The 17,326-nt window shown below is 57.2% G+C and carries 11 protein-coding genes; 5 read left to right on the top strand and 6 right to left on the bottom strand.

Going from position 1 to position 17,326, the window contains the following annotated elements; genetic code table 11:
- Window positions 1–23 precede the first annotated feature (23 nt).
- On the bottom strand, window positions 24–674 hold the full coding sequence (locus GWQ27_RS10580; protein ID WP_275907313.1) for a DedA family protein: 651 nt from the start codon (window positions 672–674) through the stop codon (window positions 24–26).
- Between the two features lie 321 nt (window positions 675–995).
- Between GWQ27_RS10580 and GWQ27_RS10575 the strand changes: the two genes are divergently transcribed.
- The 3 genes from GWQ27_RS10575 to GWQ27_RS10565 all read left to right on the top strand — a co-directional run bounded on the left by GWQ27_RS10575 (window position 996) and on the right by GWQ27_RS10565 (window position 4,808).
- The gene (locus tag GWQ27_RS10575) at window positions 996–1,958 is read left to right on the top strand and encodes a hypothetical protein (RefSeq protein WP_275907312.1); all 963 of its coding nucleotides are present in this window, start codon (window positions 996–998) and stop codon (window positions 1,956–1,958) included.
- A 374-nt stretch (window positions 1,959–2,332) separates the two neighbouring features.
- Window positions 2,333–3,187, top strand: a complete 855-nt coding sequence (locus tag GWQ27_RS10570; RefSeq protein ID WP_275907311.1) for an NERD domain-containing protein — start codon at window positions 2,333–2,335, stop codon at window positions 3,185–3,187.
- A 46-nt stretch (window positions 3,188–3,233) separates the two neighbouring features.
- Window positions 3,234–4,808, top strand: coding sequence for a TIGR04141 family sporadically distributed protein (locus GWQ27_RS10565; protein ID WP_275907310.1), 1,575 nt, complete (start codon window positions 3,234–3,236; stop codon window positions 4,806–4,808).
- 68 nt (window positions 4,809–4,876) lie between these two features.
- Here GWQ27_RS10565 and GWQ27_RS10560 read toward each other — a convergent pair whose 3' ends face one another.
- The 5 genes from GWQ27_RS10560 to dapB form a co-directional block, all read right to left on the bottom strand.
- On the bottom strand, window positions 4,877–6,043 hold the full coding sequence (locus GWQ27_RS10560; protein ID WP_275907309.1) for a DUF1615 family protein: 1,167 nt from the start codon (window positions 6,041–6,043) through the stop codon (window positions 4,877–4,879).
- Window positions 6,044–6,259: 216 nt separating this feature from the next.
- A complete protein-coding gene (gene leuA / locus GWQ27_RS10555; RefSeq protein ID WP_275907308.1) occupies window positions 6,260–7,918 on the bottom strand; it encodes a 2-isopropylmalate synthase in 1,659 nt (552 codons plus the stop codon).
- Between the two features lie 532 nt (window positions 7,919–8,450).
- On the bottom strand, window positions 8,451–11,675 hold the full coding sequence (gene carB / locus GWQ27_RS10550) for a carbamoyl-phosphate synthase large subunit (RefSeq protein ID WP_275907307.1): 3,225 nt from the start codon (window positions 11,673–11,675) through the stop codon (window positions 8,451–8,453).
- Between the two features lie 16 nt (window positions 11,676–11,691).
- A complete protein-coding gene (gene carA, locus GWQ27_RS10545; protein WP_275907306.1) occupies window positions 11,692–12,828 on the bottom strand; it encodes a glutamine-hydrolyzing carbamoyl-phosphate synthase small subunit in 1,137 nt (378 codons plus the stop codon).
- A 676-nt stretch (window positions 12,829–13,504) separates the two neighbouring features.
- Complete coding sequence (dapB, locus tag GWQ27_RS10540; RefSeq protein ID WP_087755431.1) at window positions 13,505–14,317, bottom strand: 4-hydroxy-tetrahydrodipicolinate reductase; 813 nt, start codon at window positions 14,315–14,317, stop codon at window positions 13,505–13,507.
- Between the two features lie 241 nt (window positions 14,318–14,558).
- Here dapB and GWQ27_RS10535 point away from each other — a divergent pair, with 241 nt between their 5' ends.
- Complete coding sequence (locus GWQ27_RS10535; protein WP_275907305.1) at window positions 14,559–15,527, top strand: alpha/beta fold hydrolase; 969 nt, start codon at window positions 14,559–14,561, stop codon at window positions 15,525–15,527.
- A 409-nt stretch (window positions 15,528–15,936) separates the two neighbouring features.
- A complete protein-coding gene (locus GWQ27_RS10530; protein WP_275907304.1) occupies window positions 15,937–17,271 on the top strand; it encodes a Na+/H+ antiporter NhaC family protein in 1,335 nt (444 codons plus the stop codon).
- Window positions 17,272–17,326 lie beyond the last annotated feature (55 nt).

The raw sequence follows: 17,326 nt of genomic DNA, 5'->3' as shown, positions 1-17,326 counted from the left end.
CCCTGCGCTCCCCCGGATATCACTCAGCGAATGCGATTGGTCGGGCGCTTGAACAGCCGGATGGCGATGGCCGCCATGGCGATAACGAACAGACCGAGGGAGGTCACCAGCAGGCACTTGGTCATCAATTCGTGATACTGGACGAACGCCGGCGCCGCCATCACGAACTTGCCCACCAGACTCAGCAGCAGGGCCCAGAGGAAGGCACTGGCAAAACTGGCCATCACCACCTGGGGCAGATGCAGGCGGGAGACCCCCATCAGCATGGGCGTCAGCACCCTGACGAAGGGCACGAAGCGAGAGGAAAACAGAGCCCAGAAACCGTAGTTGTGCAGCAGACGCGAGGCCCGTGGCAGGCTGCCGTCCGGGATCATCCGCTCCACATGGCCCATAAAGGAGGTGCCGTGCAGCGCATGGCCCTGCAGATAGGCGATCAGGCTGCCGATCCCGGCGGCGAGCGGCATGTAGACAAGGGTCACTTCGGGGCCGAGCACCCCCATCCCCACCAGGCCACCGGCCAGCAGCACCAGACTGTCACCGGGCAGGGGTAAAAACACGAAGCTCGACTCGAGAAAGAGGATCACCACCAGACAGGTGACGAGCAGGCCCGCCGCCTGCATCTGGATCAATTGGTCAAAGTCCTGTTGCCATATGGCAAGCAGCATATCCTGCATCTGGTGACTCCCATCAACGTCAGTGAGCATCCATCCCGGGGGGACCCGATGGCCCCCGCTGCGGCTGACACTCCCTGTCGCCATCCCCTTTCCCTCCTTGAAGGGGCTCTTGTTATACACCCGCGCAAGTGAACAAAAAATTAATGTCTGGCACAAAGTCAGCAATCAATACAAAAAGCGAATGGCAGGACAAGGGTTGGACGAGCACTCCGGCTCGGCGATATATAAGCTTCAACCGGCTCACCCTTGGGCTGCCAAGATGATAAAAAGTCGCTACAGTCAAACGGCGCATCATCACAACCGGCTTCGGGGGAACAAGGCATGCCCACACACACTACCCTTCGCACTACCCTGCCCCTGCTGATCACCCCCTTGCTCAGCCATGGCGCCATGGCAGAAGAGTCGTCACTAATACAAAAACGTGCCAACGCAGTGGTGTCGCTGATGACCTTCACTGTGGTGCCCGACATCACAGCCAGCAACCTCGACATCGGCAGCAACACCAGCACAACGGCGTCGTCGGCGCTCAACATGACCCAGATGGGGGGCGGCGCCACCATGAGCGAGAGTGTGCCCATCTATCTGGAAGGGACCCTGGGTTTTAGCCGCTACGATCCCAAGTTCGTGGTGAGCAACGGCAGCGAGAGTCGCACTATCCCCACCCGATGGAACAGTCTCACCGCCACGGGTGGCATCGGCTGGGATCTTCATCTGCATCAGGATCGTCACGGCGGCAACTGGTTATTGCGCCCCATCGGCAACGTCACGCTGGGTACTGTGGCAAGCGATCTGCGCATCGGCAACTGGCTGCTGGGCCAATACACAGGCAGGAACCTCGACTTTCTCGATGGCGGCAGGCTCGATGTCTACGGCCTGGGTGGCGCCCTGATGCTCGACTATGAACTCTTCTCTGCACAGCAGGATATCGACGTTGAGCTGCGCTACTCCTACCAGCATCTGCAAAGTTTTGGCGGCACCTCGGCCAGCGTAACCGGTCAGGCCAATGCGGAGAACCTCGGCCTCTACCTGCGCCGCCGCGCCCCCATCGGCAATCTCACACTGCTGGACAAGCCGCTGCGCTACGTGATGGAAGGGGCTCGCACCGAATATCTTGGCGAGCAAAGGGGCCTGCTCGGTTTCAACTCCCTCAACTCGCTGGGGCTCGGGATAGAACTCGACAGCAGCAAGTACGACATCATAGTGACCCGCACCCGGCTGGTAGCCCGCTATATGTTCAGCCACAACACCAGCGGCTACGGCGTCGGGCTGGCGATGAGTTTCTGAGATCGCCACACGAAAGAGCAACCCACCCTCTTTTGTTGGATCCTGCGTGCCTTCTCCTCGCATAAGGCCTCAAGCAACGACGCCTGACCTTCAGCCACCGCCCTCTAGCTGCCAGCAGCGCCACCGGTTATAAATCACTGATGAGTCACACAGTCAGTGGGATTTGTCACACATTCGTCCTGATTAAATCGCTACAGTAGCTCTTTTCGACGCCCAACCATGGGGATAACGCCAGCCAGGTGTCCAATCCGGTTGCCCGACTGACCGGTTAATGGCAACAGGTTGGGGGCTGAATGCTTGAGCCACCTTTGGTGAGCACCCCTGACCAATATTCCTGTCACCAAGGAGTGGTGATGGGGTCAAGGAGAGATGAAATGGATTTCACCCCCCTTATTGCCGCCCTGCTGGCTCAACTCTGGTATGTGATCCCATTGTTGCTGCTGATGACCATAGTCAAAACCCCCTGGTTCAAGGGCATGGTCGGAGAGTGGCTGATCACCCTCAGCATCCGGCTCTTTCTCGACAAGCGGGAATATCATCTGCTGAACAATGTCACGCTGCCGCTCGAGCAGGGCACAACCCAGATCGATCACGTGATCGTCTCCCGTTTCGGGGTGTTTGTTATCGAGACCAAAAACATGAAAGGGTGGATCTTCGGTGATCCCAAACACAAGCGCTGGACCCAGCAGCTATACCGACGCAGGCACGGCTTCCAGAATCCTCTTCATCAAAACTATCTGCATGTGATGACGCTCAAAACCCTGCTGGGGCTGGCGGATCACCAACTGCACTCTATCGTCTATTTTATTGGCGACTGCACCTTCAAGACCCCCATGCCGGACAACGTCATGCGCCGAGGGCTGGTCAGCCATATCAAAAGGCAGACCACTCCCGTACTGACCCCTGCCGAAGTCATTCAAGTTGTCGAGACAATCCAGCAAGGACGACTGGCCGCCAACTGGCAAACCCATAAACAGCATGTGGCCCTGCTAAAGACGCGCCATGCCAGCCCACCCGCCAACAATGCTTCCACCCGCACGCCTATCAGGCAACCAGTAGTAGACAAGCCGTTACAGAGCGTATTGCCACCGGACAAACCGTCTCCGCTCTGCCCTAGATGTGGCAGCACCATGGTATTGCGCACCGCGACTCGGGGTGAGAACAAGGGCAATCAGTTTTGGGGATGCAGCGGGTTTCCGAAATGTAGAGGCATAGCCAGTTTCAGATAGGAAAATTTTTCTAAATTACTTAGATTATTCTTGAGCAGGGCCACTTATGAAATTGAACACCATTGCATATCTAATCAAAGATGGGGTTGAAGCAGGAAATGCGGTCGATCCCAAAAAAATCCCCAAAGGCATAAATTTCACTCTTGCTGAGAGAGACTGCATTCTTTATCTAAGTGAATCATTTAATAAACCTAAATGGGCTGAGTTATTCAACCCAATTGAAGGGATTGACTATTTTAATTTCAACACGAAGTCGTTAAAAGGCCTTCTGATTGTCCCGGCCGAACAAAGGCATCTGACATTTACTTTTGGATATGGAAAATCGATGCTTTACTCGCATATGATAGAGAGAGGCTTTGGTCTACGTGTGGCACTCAATCTAGGGGATGCTGAAAAAATAAAGTCTATAGACAAATCCACTCTTGATCGTGTCTCGTTAAAAACAAAGTCCCAAACATCAAAAAGTACCAATGTGAATGATTTCGACTTTGAATTTGATCAAGAAATATTAAAGTCTATATGTGCATCTATAGAAAGTGACTGCGATATGAATGAAGTAGTTTCTGGGAGTGATGCCGTTTCTTTATACACTGAAGTAGAATTATCTACCCTTCCTGATATCGCAGATAGATTGATTTCTGCATATAAAGAACAAACTTACAAAGAGAAATATCCATGGGTTGATTTTATTCAGCCTATATCAGATCCAACTCTAATAAACATACTAAATGACAACATATTATCATCAATAAATGACGACCTGCTCGAGAACATTTGGATATCACCACCTGAAGTCATCGATTATAGTGACCTATCTGGATTCGTCTATCGTTCATCAAAGGCTTACTCACCCTGTTTTCATCATGAATTAAATTTAAATATATTAATTAAAGAAGCCCATATGCGGAAACCAATATCAGTGGAATCCCTCAAACGTAAAAAAATAAAAAGATTTAATGCTTCTGAACAAGAGGTGGGTTCATGGTCGGTTTATCATTGTTTGAATGCAGAAGTGTTATTAGGTGATGAAACATACATTCTAAATGATGAGTATTGGTATAGAGTTAACAACGAGTTTTCAAAATCAATAAATAGCTTTTTTAAGAACATGGATAGATCCGACATTGACTTCCCTGACTTTAATGGAATGAATGAGGCAGAATATCTAATGACTGTAGCGGATGGAGAAAATTTTGCGCTTCTGGACCGGAAATTGATTCGACCTATAAACACAGGGAATAGAATTGAGTTTTGTGATCTACTATCACAGTGTAACGCATTTATTCATGTGAAAAAATATTCATCATCATCTGTTTTGAGCCATTTATTTGCGCAAGCATCAGTTGCAATTGACTGTTTAATGAATGACCCATCAGTTCAACCTCAAGTGAATAAATACTTAGAAGATACCTATCTCAGCCTCAGATTTAACATTGAGGATTCACCTAGAAAATACAGAATAATATTAGCAATAATGCAGGGCACTTCTGGAGAACTACATTTACCTTTTTTTTCAAAAGTCAATTTACGTCATCATGCAAGAAGACTAACTAACATGGGGTTTAAAGTTGAATTGGCAAAAATCCATTCAAGTAGAGGTAATTGTAAGGCACCAATCTAAAGTATTGAGTAATCCTAGTTTTAAGAAAAAATAATCAAGGCGGCCACTGGCCGCCTTTGTTATTGCGATTACAAGGATCCCAGCCGTTTCACGCACGCTTGCTCCCTGTCATCCACTCGCTTGGCAAACCAGGCGGTGGTGAGGTTGCGGGTGATCTTGGGGCTCTTGAGTTGAATGCCGGGCAGGATAGCGCGGGGTTGCCGCTTGCCAGCCTGCTTGTCGGCCAGGGTAAAGACCCTGTGGTAGAGGTCGGTCTGGGCAAATTCGGCGGTATCCCCTTTGCGCAGGCTCTGGTGGATCGCCTGCTTGCTCATATTGACCCGACTGGCGAGGGTATAGACAGCCTGCTCAGTCTTGCCCGGCAAGTCTGAGTCATAGCGGACAAGATCCCCATCCAGCGCCAGGGTTTTGCCGCTCAGTCGGCTGACGGCAGCCTGGAAGGCGGCGTTGCGGCTGGCGTACCAGCCCGCATTGAAGTCGGCGAAGCGATAGAGGGTATCCGGGTAGTCGGCGGGATAGCCAAACAGGTGCTTGGTGCCGAACCAGATACCGCCACGACGGCTGAACACCTCATGGCGAATGGAATCCTTGACGGGATAGGGGTAGCCACGGGCATTTGCCTCGGCAAAGGCGATGCTCACCTGCATGGGGCCGCCGGTATGCACCGGGTTCATGTTGCCAAACAGCGTCTTGCCCATGGGCACCATGCTGATCATGTCCTCGAAGATCTCGCTCATCTCCCGCTCGGTGCGAAGCTTGTCGATGCGCTCGGCATAGCTCTTGCCGGTGGGGGACTTGATGCCAAGGGCCGTGCGCACCACGAATTCCGGGATCAACAGCTTGGCGGCGCGGGCATTTATCTCCTTCCAGGCAATCTTGCCAAGGCCCGGCACCACGGGGTCAGCCTGATAGGTGGCCTCCTGCTCGGCCACCGCCAGCACAGTGCAGACATTGTGATCGCTTACCGTCACTCCCTGCGTCGAGAGCGCCGTCACCACATCATTGGCCCAGCCCTGCTTGTCTGGCACCTGACGCGGCAAGAACCGCACTATGCGGCTCTTCATGTCTGCCGGTTTGCGTGGCTGCATGGCGATAGGTTGTTTGGCCTGCTGGGCGCTCATGGCGACATCTTGCTTGGGCGCCGTCGGGTCGCTGGCACACCCGGCAAGCAACAGGATTGCAAAGAGAGGCAGGATGGCGAGCCGAGTGGGAACAAGGGGTGAGGAAAATATCATCAAGGCTTCCGATGCAGGGGCAAGGCGCTAGGCGCCCGGCACACGAGAGTCACGCGAACGGAGCGGCTCCGAACGCAAACAGGCGCTCATTGTAGAGGATTGACAGGCGGATCTGAAGGCGCAGATGCCTTGACGCAGCACCCGCTGGCGCAATCGAGCAGCCCCGTCGGATGGGCGGGGCTGCTGCAAGCGGATGGGCTCTTTGGCGACATGCACTCAAGCCGTTTGGCGCAGGGCCTCAATTTGCGCCGCACCATTGATCACCGCCTGCAAGGAGGCATTGACCACGTCGCGGCCGATGGCGACCCCGCACATGCGCTGGCCATCGACGCTGAGCAGCACATAGGCGGCGGCGCGAGATTCTGTGCCGGCGGTGAGGGCATGTTCCGAATAATCGAGCACGTCGATGTGCATCCCAGTCTGGCGCTCCCAGCCGTTGACGAGCGCCGTGATGGCCCCCTCCCCTTCGCCGCTCAGGTGCAAGGTGCCGTTCGGGGTCTGCAACTCGAGGCGCAGACTCTCCTGACTGTCGTGACCAAGCTGGAAGCGACCAATGCGATAGCCGTGTACTGGCTCGAGGTAATGCTGCTCAAACAGGGCACGGATCTGTTCCGGGCTGATTTCGCTGCTGCTTGCCTCGGCCTGTGCCTGGACCCGACGGCTGAAGTCGATTTGCAGCCAGCGCGGCAGTTGCAGGCCAAGGTCGCGCTCCAGCAGATAGGTGACACCGCCCTTGCCGGACTGGCTGTTGATGCGGATCACCGCCTCGTAGCTGCGGCCAAGGTCTGCGGGATCGATGGGCAGATAGGCCACGTCCCAGTAGGCATCGGGTTTCTCGGCCGCCAGAGATTTGCGAATCGCATCCTGGTGACTGCCGGAAAACGCCGTGTAGACCAGCTCGCCCGCGTAGGGGTGGCGCGGGTGCAGGGCTATCTGGGTGCAGGCGCCCACAGTGGCGACTATGGCGTCCATGTCTGAGAGATCCAGCTCGGGATCAATCCCCTGGCTGTAGAGGTTCATGGCCATGGTGACTATGTCCATGTTGCCGGTGCGCTCGCCGTTGCCAAGCAGGGTTCCCTCGATGCGATCGGCCCCCGCCAGCACAGCCAGCTCGGCGGCGGCCACCCCGCAGCCCCTGTCATTGTGGGTATGGATGGAGATGCTCACCTCGGGGCGCGCCTTGAGGTGGCGGCAGAACCACTCCACTTGATCCGCGAACACATTGGGAGTGCTCACCTCGACCGTGGCAGGGAGGTTGAGAATCATGGGGCGGCCAGCAGGGCGCCACTCGTCGATGACGGCGTCGCACACCTCTACCGCGAACTCCACCTCTGTGCTGCTGAAGCTCTCCGGCGAATACTGGAAGCTCCACTCTGTGCCAGGGTTGCGCGCCGCATGGTCGCGCACCCAGCGCGCACCCTGCACGGCGATGGCCTTGACCCCCTCGCGCCCTGTGTTGAACACATAGTTGCGCTGGGTCGGGTTGACCGAGTTGTAGACGTGGACGATGGCGCGTTTAGCCCCCTTGAGCGATTCAAAGGTGCGGGCGATGAGATCTTCGCGGGCCTGCACCAGCACCTGAATGGTGACGTCATCGGGAATGAGATTGCGATCGATCAGCTCACGCACGAAGTCGAAATCAGGCTGGGAGGCAGCCGGGAAGCCTACCTCGATATGCTTGAAGCCGACATGGATCATCAACGCCCACATTTGCAGCTTCTGGGCCACCGTCATGGGTTCGACCAGCGCCTGGTTGCCGTCGCGCAAATCCACGGCGCACCAGAGCGGCGCCCGTGTCATCACCTGGTTGGGCCATTGACGGTCCGCCAGTGCAATAACGGGGGCGGGGCGGTATTTGCGATGATCGAAGCTCATATTCAGATTCCCTTGGCTGATGTCCTTGAGGCGCGGCGCCGTTGCGGGCAATGAAGGTGAGCAACGACGCGACTGGGCAGGCAAGCAAACGGGGTAAGGAGGGGGAAGCTGGCTTGCGCGGTAACGCTGGCCCTGACGGTTGCGCAGGTGGTAACCCCACAACCGGTTTCCTGTGGCCCCTCTGGGTAAAAGGGGACGGCCTCGGCTACCGGATAAGCAACTGGCCCTGATCCTCGCACCCCGCTGTTGCAGGCGCAGACGACCTTATGTGATGAGAAACCAGTATATAGAGGAGAGTCGGGTGAGTGATTGCAAAGATTGCGGTATAAATCGAAAATTGCGCAATCATTGTCACATTTAGTTCACTTTAAGGGATTATCTATCCCTGTCGATGTGAAATCAGGCCAATACTGTTTACGCAGTGCTGGCGCCGCAAAACAAAAACCCCGCCATTGCTGGCGGGGTTTTTCAGGGTTCGCAAGTGTTGTGCAAAGAAGGAGAGAAAGACTCCCCTGCCCTTGTTACGCAATGCTTAGCGGTTTTTCACCTTCTGATGCAGCTCCTGCACCGAGTTCACGTTGGCGGTGGCATCCATGCTGATGGCCATGCAGGTGGCAAACGCCTCATTCATGGTGGTGGTATAAGCCACTTTGTGCTGCAAGGCGGCGCGGCGCAACTGCTTGGAGTCCTGAATCGCCACTCGCCCTTCGGCTGTGTTGACGATATAGGTGTACTCGCCATTCTTGATGCGGTCGAGAATGTGCGGGCGACCCTCGTGTACCTTGTTGACCAGGCGCGGGTTGATGCTCGCTTCACCCAGGGCCACTGCGGTGCCGTGAGTGGCATCCAGCTCGTAGCCCAGCTCCAGCAGCTTGGCAGCCAAATCGACCACCAGCGCCTTGTCGCTGTGACGCACCGACAAGAGCGCGCGACCCTCTTTCGGCACCGCATGGCTGGCACCCAGCTGGGCCTTGGCATAGGCCTCGGCAAAGCTGCTGCCCACCCCCATTACTTCACCGGTAGAGCGCATCTCTGGCCCCAGCAACGGGTCAACCCCAGGGAACTTGGCGAACGGCAGTACCACCTCTTTCACCGAGTAGTAAGGCGGGATTATCTCGGTGGTAAAGCCCTGATCTTTCAGGCTCTGGCCGGCCATGACGCGGGCGGCAATCTTGGCCAGCGGCGCACCGGTCGCCTTGGAGACGAAGGGCACGGTGCGGGCGGCACGCGGGTTCACTTCGATGAGGTAGATGTCATCGCCCTTGACCGCAAACTGCACGTTCATCAGGCCGACCACACCGAGTTCCAGTGCCAGCTTGCGCACCTGCTCGCGGATCTCGTCCTGAATTTTCTTGGACAAGGTGTAGGGCGGCAGGGAGCAGCCGGAGTCACCGGAGTGGATACCGGCCTGCTCGATATGCTCCATGATGCCGCCGATGACCACGTCCACGCCGTCACAGATGGCATCCACGTCCAGCTCGGTGGCATCGTCCAGAAAGCGGTCCAGCAGTACCGGCGATTCGTTGGAAACGCTCACCGCCTCGGCGAAGTAGCGACGCAGGTCGGTCTCGTCATAGACGATCTCCATGGCGCGGCCACCCAGCACGTAGGAGGGGCGCACCACCAGCGGGTAAGTGATCCGCTCGGCGGTCAGCACCGCCTGCTCCAACGCGGTGACTGTGCCGTTTTCCGGCTGCTTGAGGCCGAGGCGCTCAACGGCGGACTGGAAGCGCTCGCGGTCTTCGGCGCGGTCGATGGCATCCGGGCTGGTACCGATGATCGGCACACCGTTCGCTTCCAATGCCCGTGCAAGTTTGAGCGGGGTCTGGCCGCCGTACTGGACGATGACGCCCTTGGGTTTCTCGATGCGCACGATTTCCAGCACGTCTTCCAGGGTCACCGGCTCGAAGTAGAGGCGGTCGGAGGTGTCGTAATCGGTGGAGACGGTCTCCGGGTTGCAGTTGACCATGATGGTCTCGTAACCGTCTTCGCGCAGGGCCAGTGCCGCGTGCACGCAGCAGTAGTCAAACTCGATCCCCTGACCGATACGGTTCGGGCCGCCGCCGATGATCATGATCTTGTCACGATTGGTCGGGTTGGCCTCGCACTCTTCGTCATAGCTCGAATACATGTAGGCGGTGTTGGTGGCGAACTCGGCCGCGCAGGTATCGACCCGCTTGTAGATCGGGAAGATGTTGTGGCGGGCACGCAGTTTGCGCACCTCGCCCTCGGCCACGCCGAGGATCTTGGCCAGACGCGCGTCGGCGAAGCCCTTGCGCTTCAGGGCGCGCAGGAAGTCGGCATCGAGACCGGCCATGCCGCGCTCTTTCACCTCTTCTTCCAGCTTCACCAGATCTTCAATTTGCACCAGGAACCAGGGGTCAATCTTGGTCAGTTTGAAGATGCCGTCCATGGAAAGACCGGCGCGAAACGCATCGGCGATATACCAGATACGGTCGCAACCGGCGTCCTGCAGCTCGTGACGAATGCGGGTCAGGGAGTCCGGGGCATTGAGGTCAACCATGGGGTCGAAGCCGGTTTTGCCGGTCTCGAGGCTGCGCAGCGCCTTGTGCAGGGACTCCTGGAAGTTGCGACCGATGGCCATCACTTCACCGACCGACTTCATCTGGGTAGTCAGACGGTCGTTGGCACCGGCGAACTTTTCAAAGTTGAAGCGCGGCACCTTGGTGACCACGTAGTCGATGGCCGGCTCGAAGGAGGCCGGAGTACGACCGCCCGTGATGTCGTTCATCAGCTCGTCGAGGGTGTAACCGATGGCGAGCTTGGCCGCAATCTTGGCGATGGGGAAGCCGGTCGCCTTGGAGGCCAGCGCAGAGGAGCGGGACACCCGCGGGTTCATCTCGATGATGACCATGCGGCCATCTTTCGGGTTGATGCCGAACTGGACGTTGGAACCGCCGGTTTCGACGCCGATCTCGCGCAGTATCGCCATGGAGGCGTTGCGCATGATCTGGAACTCCTTGTCGGTCAGCGTCTGGGCTGGCGCGACCGTGATGGAGTCACCGGTGTGGATACCCATGGGGTCGAAGTTTTCGATGGTGCAGACGATGATGCAGTTGTCGTTGCGATCCCGCACCACTTCCATCTCGTACTCTTTCCAGCCGATCAGCGACTCATCGATCAGCAGCTCCTTGGTCGGCGACAAGTCCAGACCGCGCTCGCAGATCTCAACGAACTCTTCGGTGTTGTAGGCAATGCCGCCACCCGAGCCACCCATGGTAAAGGAGGGGCGGATGATGCAGGGGAAGCCGACCATCTGCTGCACGCCCCACGCCTCTTCCATGTTGTGGGCGATACCGGCGCGCGGACACTCCAGACCAATGCTCTTCATGGCGATGTCAAAGCGGCGGCGATCTTCGGCCTTGTCGATGGCGTCGGCGGTGGCACCGATCATCTCGACACCGAACTCGGCCAGCACGCCATGCTTTTCCAGATCCAGCGCGCAGTTGAGTGCAGTCTGGCCACCCATGGTGGGCAGCACGGCATCCGGGCGCTCTTTCTTGATGATCTCGCGTACCACTTCCCAGGTGATGGGCTCTATGTAGGTGGCATCGGCCATCTCAGGGTCGGTCATGATGGTGGCCGGGTTGGAGTTCACCAGGATGACGCGGTAGCCCTCCTCGCGCAGGGCCTTACAGGCCTGGGCGCCGGAGTAGTCAAATTCGCAGGCCTGACCGATGACGATGGGGCCGGCGCCGAGGATCAGGATGCTCTGTAGGTCGTTACGTTTTGGCATGGCTTCTCTTTTCCTCTTAAGCGCGATACTGCTTGATCAATTCAATAAAGTGGTCGAACAGACCGGCACAGTCGTGCGGGCCCGGGCTCGCTTCGGGGTGACCCTGGAAGCTGAAGGCCGGACGGTCGGTGCGGTGGATGCCTTGCAAGGACCCGTCAAACAGAGAGACATGGGTGGGGCGCAGGCAATCCGGCAGTGAGCTCTCGTCCACTGCAAAGCCGTGGTTCTGGGCGGTGATCATGACGGTGTTGTCATCCAGGCTCTTCACCGGATGGTTGGCGCCGTGATGGCCGAACTTCATCTTGATGGTCTTGGCGCCGGAGGCCAGACCGAGCAGCTGGTGACCCAGGCAGATGCCAAATACCGGCGTGTTGGTGTTGAGAAAAGCCTTGATGGCGTCGATGGCATAGTCACACGGCTCGGGGTCACCGGGGCCGTTGGAGAGGAAGATGCCATCGGGATTCATCGCCAGCACCTCGGCGGCCGGTGTCTTGGCCGGTACTACCGTCAGACGGCAGCCACGATCCACCAGCATCCGCAAAATGTTGCGCTTGACGCCAAAGTCGTAGGCTACCACGTGGTATTTGAGTTCATCGGCCGCCGGAGTGACATGCCCCTTGCCAAGCTGCCAGCTGCCTTCGGTCCAGGCGTAGGCGTCTGACACAGTAACTTCCTTGGCCAAGTCCATCCCCTTGAGGCCGGGGAAGGCGCGGGCCTGTTCGAGGGCATATGCCTCATCAACTTGCTTGCCAGCCAGGATGCAGCCAGCCTGGGCGCCTTTCTCGCGCAGGATGCGAGTCAGTTTGCGGGTGTCGATGTCGGCGATGCCAACGATGTTGTGAGACTTGAGGTAATCGGAGAGGGATTGCTGATTGCGGAAATTGGAGGCAAGTATCGGAAGGTCCCGGATGATCAATCCCTGTGCATGGATTTGACTGGACTCTTCATCTTCGCTGTTGGTGCCGGTGTTGCCTATATGGGGGTAAGTGAGGGTGACTATCTGACGGGAATAAGAGGGATCGGTAAGGATTTCCTGATAGCCCGTCATCGACGTATTGAAAACCACTTCACCAACGGAACATCCCTCGGCGCCTATCGACACGCCTTTGAACACAGTTCCATCTTCCAGCACTAGCAATGCAGTGTGATTCAAGACAACCTCCAGTTATTTAGCTTTAAATTCAGCAATTTACCTGGGTGTTGCGGGTCCGGACGCTGTTTGAAACAGGGCTCAAACCCGGCAGATTTCTGGCAAATTGGGCGCATTCTACTTAAAAATGATCGCATTTCAACGTCTTTTCTCGTTTTAAATGCATCTAAATTCAATAAACAAGCAACATTACCCATTATCTATGCACTCAATCGCTTTGCAACCCCCTCCAGCAAAAGAAAAGCCAGAACCCGCGACAAAAGTGGCGCCTTGTGCCACTCAAAGCACAAAAACCAACATTTAACCCTTTAAAAACAAGTAACTGTGATTTATAAAAAAACCTAACCAGCCATAAAAAGAGTCATTTAATGACAGATAAGTGACTTGCAAAAATAGAAAACGTTTTTCTTGTTTTGAATTTTTAGTCTTTTTTGTGACATGTGAAAAAATGCGACCGCAGGGAGTGTAGAGGCCCAATCTCGTTACGCTTTGATGACATTTGACAGAAGGGAGCCAGGCCACCGTTCTAGAAAGAGGTAGTTTGGATGGTTTGGGTGAAAAAACGCGGCGTAATCACCATTTATACAAGAAAATACGAAAAACCCCGGCGAACCGGGGTTTGGCAAGGCAGTGGGTGCCCCTCGCAGGGGGAGCGATGACACCCAGGACGTCAGGCAGCTTATTTCAGACTGAGTACATCCTGCATGTCGTAAAGACCGGCACCCTGCTGGCCAAGCCACTTGCCCGCGCGCACAGCGCCATTGGCGAAAGTGAGGCGGCTGGAGGCCTTGTGACTGATCTCCACCCGCTCGCCGATGTCGGCAAACATGACGGTGTGCTCCCCCACCAGATCGCCGGCGCGAATGGTGGCAAAGCCGATGGTGTTGCGATCCCGTTCGCCGGTGATCCCTTCACGGCCATAGACGGCGCACTCCTTGAGATCGCGGCCAAGGGTTTTGGCCACCACTTCCCCCATGGAAAGCGCAGTGCCGGACGGTGCATCCACCTTGTGTCTGTGATGTCCTTCGATGATCTCGATGTCGGTGTAATCCCCCATCACCTTGGCGGCCTGCTCCAGCAGCTTGAACACCAGGTTGACGCCGACCGAGTAGTTGGAGGCGAAGACGATGCCGATCTGCTTGCCCGCCTCTTTCAGCGCCGCCTTGCCTGCGTCATCAAAACCTGTGGTGCCGATCACCATCTGCTTGTTGTGGGCCAGGGCAAAGGCCAGGTTGGCCAGGGTCACCTCGGGACGGGTGAAGTCGATGATGAGATCAAACTCATCCCGAACCTTGTCCAGGCTGTCGCTGATCATCACACCCAGCTTGCCCAGACCGTTGAGCTCACCGGCATCCAGCCCGATCACGGCAGAGCCAGGTCGCTCCAGCGCCGCCCCGACCACCACGCCCTCGGCGTTGGTGATGGCTTCCAGCAGCACCTTGCCCATACGACCATTACAGCCCATCACGGCCACACGGATCGGATTGTCCATCTCCACCCTCTCATCTGTTTTATGGAAAGAGACCGTTTTACCAGCCTGCGCCGGCTTTGAAAAGCCGTGAGACACCCTCTTCGGTTCGGGCGCGACGGTGAACCGCTCAAAATGGCTGATCCACCCCTTGCCATTCCAACCCCGCAGACTGGCGGTTTGGAGTTTGGCAGAGACGACGCCGTATGATAGGTTTACGCCGATAAAAAGCCGCAATTGACACCCGCAACTAGGAAGTAAACATATGAATACGGAATTGCTGTGCGTACTGGGCCTGCTGTCCCTCGGCCTTGTCACCCTTGTGGCGGCGCTGCTGTTTGGCGGGCCAGGCCCGGCGCCGGAGATGGCCAGTATCAGCAACCCCTTCAAAACCCTTGACTGGAGCGGCCTGCCGCCGCTCTCAAGATACCCGGCCCGTGACGGCGCGCAGTTGGGTTACCGACACTATGCCCCCGCAGGCAAGGATGTCAGGGGTAGCGTTGTGCTGGTTCATGGTTCCTCGGCCAGCAGCCAGAGCATGCACATACTGGCGAGCGCCTTCTCGCAAGCCGGTTATGGTGCCTACACCCTCGATATCCGCGGCCATGGCGAGTCGGGCCAGAGAGGCACGATAGCCTACATAGGGCAACTGGAAGACGATCTGGAAGATTTCGCCGCAGCAGTGGCTCCGAGCAAACCCGCCACCCTCGCAGGCTTCTCGTCAGGGGGTGGCTTTGTGCTGCGCGTCGCCGGTGGCTCACGGCAAGTCCTGTTTGACAACTACCTGCTCCTCTCTCCGTATCTGGGCCCCACTGCCGCCAACTACCGACCAAACAGCGGCGGCTGGGTGCGTGTCGGCCTTCCTCGCCTCATTGCCCTGAGCATCCTCAACGGTTTCCATATTTCAGCACTCAACCATCTGACGGTGCTGAACTTTGCGCTCAATGACGAAGCGAAAGCTCTCCTGACCCCCTCCTACTCATTCAACCTCGCCGCGAACTTCCAGCCAGAGCGCGACTACCGGCAGAATTTGCGCAATGTACAGCGCCCCTGCGCCGTGATCGCGGGCACCGATGACGAAGCGTTTAAAACCGACCAACTGGAACCCGAGTTAAGAGCGCTCGGCATTCCATGGCCCGTCACCCTGGTGCCGGGTATCAGCCACATTCCCCTGACTCTCGATAGCCACGCCCTGGCTGCAGCCGTTCAAGCAGTGGGGGAAATGGCGCAGTAACCGCGCCGCCCTCACCGAGTATCAAGGCCGCCTCATTGCCTGCAGACGCAGGTGCCATGCCCAGCACGCGCAAGGCGGCGTCGGCGGCCTACCCCAGACGCAGATAACCTGGATATTCAGTACCATCAGCCCGTCAGCCAAATGACATGTCTGTGAAAAGCGCCCTGCATGTCTCAAGTCAATGCCGAACAATTGACAGCATTGATTAATTTTTCCGAACATACTTTTGATATTTCAATGGCGTCAGAATTGACCGATAAAAAGCCCTATCCGTCTGGACGTCTATCTTGACCGAATGCCCCCGACTCACTACTGTAGGCGCCCCACAGCGGCAGGATGCCCGCCACGCTCATCCCATCAACCCGGGCTGGTGACGACAGGGAGGTCATGTTCAACCACAGAGGAATACATGATCCAGACCCAACCCAGCGCCAGAGCCCTGCTGCCTCTTCTGGTCTTTCTTGCTCTCTTTATCGGTACCGGCACCTGGCTCACCCTGCAAGGGGTGGAATTCGCCTTCTATCAACTGCCAGCCCCCGTGGCTGCACTGCCTGCCGTCATGCTGGCACTGACGCTGGGGAAAGAGGGGTTCAACAAGAACCTTGAAACCTTCTTCAAGGGGGTGGGTGACAGCAGCATAATGGCAATGTGCATCATCTATCTGCTGGCTGGCGCCTTCGCCACCGTGGCCAAGGCCACCGGTGGGGTCGATGCCACCGTGGCGCTCGGTCTGTCGCTGATCCCGGGCTGGTTCCTGCTGCCGGGCCTGTTCCTCATCTCTGCGTTTATTGCCACCGCCATGGGCACCTCCATGGGCACTATCGGCGCCGTGGCGCCGGTAGCGCTCGGCGTCGCCCAGGCAGCCGGTATCGACCCCGTGCTGATGGCGGGCACCATTCTCTCCGGCGCCATGTTCGGCGATAACCTCTCCATCATCTCGGACACCACCATAGCGGCGACCCGCAGCCAGGGCTGCGAAATGAAGGACAAGTTTCGCGAGAACATCAAGATTGCGGCCCCTGCCGCCATCGCAGTGATCCTGCTCTATCTGACCCTGGGTTCAGTGGGAGAAGCCCCCGCCACCACCGCCAGCGCGGACCTGTTCAAGGTGATGCCTTATCTGTTGATCCTGGTGCTGGCGCTCGCTGGCATGAACGTCTTCATGGTGCTGGGAATTGGCATTGTGGCCGCGGGCGCGGTTGGCATGATCAGCGGTTACCCGCTGGGCCAGTTCAGCAAGGATATCTATCAGGGCTTTACCGGCATGCAGGAGATCTTTTTGCTCTCCATGCTGATCGGCGGTCTCGGCGCCCTGATGGAACACCAGGGCGGGCTGGCCTGGATCAGCGCCCGCATCAGCGCCCTGATTGCCCGCTTTACCCGCCAGCACGATGGCGAGCAGAACGAGAAGGCGGCCGAACTCGGCATCGCCGGCGTGGTGGGCTTGACCAACCTCTGCACCGCCAACAACACAGTGGCCATCATAGTGGCCAGCAAGGTAGCGCGGGAGCTGGCGGAGCATCACGGCGTCACCCCGCGCCGCGCCGCCTCCATGCTGGATATCTTCTCCTGCGTGGTACAAGGACTCATCCCCTGGGGCGCACAGGCGCTGCTGCTGGGCTCCATCTTCGCACTGTCGCCGCTGGCGGTGGTGAGTATGAGCTTCTATCCCATGGCCCTGGCACTGGCTGCGATAGTGGCTGTCTTCATCAAGCATCAGATGGGCAAGACATCGGACAAATAACCGGGACGGCTGTCGGACCGGGCATTGCACCCGGCCTGGCAGCCCATCCCCACCG

The sequence above is a fragment of the Aeromonas sp. 5HA1 genome (assembly GCF_029237245.1).
Classification (GTDB): domain Bacteria; phylum Pseudomonadota; class Gammaproteobacteria; order Enterobacterales; family Aeromonadaceae; genus Aeromonas; species Aeromonas salmonicida.
This window is presented reverse-complemented; position numbering and strand designations above follow the sequence as displayed.

What these genes read in the sequence shown, in the direction of transcription:
- GWQ27_RS10580 (WP_275907313.1), bottom strand. Translation starts at nt 674, where the DNA reads ATGCAGGATATGCTGCTTGCCATATGGCAACAGGACTTTGACCAATTG.
- GWQ27_RS10575 (WP_275907312.1), top strand. Translation starts at nt 996, where the DNA reads ATGCCCACACACACTACCCTTCGCACTACCCTGCCCCTGCTGATCACC.
- GWQ27_RS10570 (WP_275907311.1), top strand. Translation starts at nt 2,333, where the DNA reads ATGGATTTCACCCCCCTTATTGCCGCCCTGCTGGCTCAACTCTGGTAT.
- GWQ27_RS10565 (WP_275907310.1), top strand. Translation starts at nt 3,234, where the DNA reads ATGAAATTGAACACCATTGCATATCTAATCAAAGATGGGGTTGAAGCA.
- GWQ27_RS10560 (WP_275907309.1), bottom strand. Translation starts at nt 6,043, where the DNA reads ATGATATTTTCCTCACCCCTTGTTCCCACTCGGCTCGCCATCCTGCCT.
- leuA (WP_275907308.1), bottom strand. Translation starts at nt 7,918, where the DNA reads ATGAGCTTCGATCATCGCAAATACCGCCCCGCCCCCGTTATTGCACTG.
- carB (WP_275907307.1), bottom strand. Translation starts at nt 11,675, where the DNA reads ATGCCAAAACGTAACGACCTACAGAGCATCCTGATCCTCGGCGCCGGC.
- dapB (WP_087755431.1), bottom strand. Translation starts at nt 14,317, where the DNA reads ATGGACAATCCGATCCGTGTGGCCGTGATGGGCTGTAATGGTCGTATG.
- GWQ27_RS10535 (WP_275907305.1), top strand. Translation starts at nt 14,559, where the DNA reads ATGAATACGGAATTGCTGTGCGTACTGGGCCTGCTGTCCCTCGGCCTT.
- GWQ27_RS10530 (WP_275907304.1), top strand. Translation starts at nt 15,937, where the DNA reads ATGATCCAGACCCAACCCAGCGCCAGAGCCCTGCTGCCTCTTCTGGTC.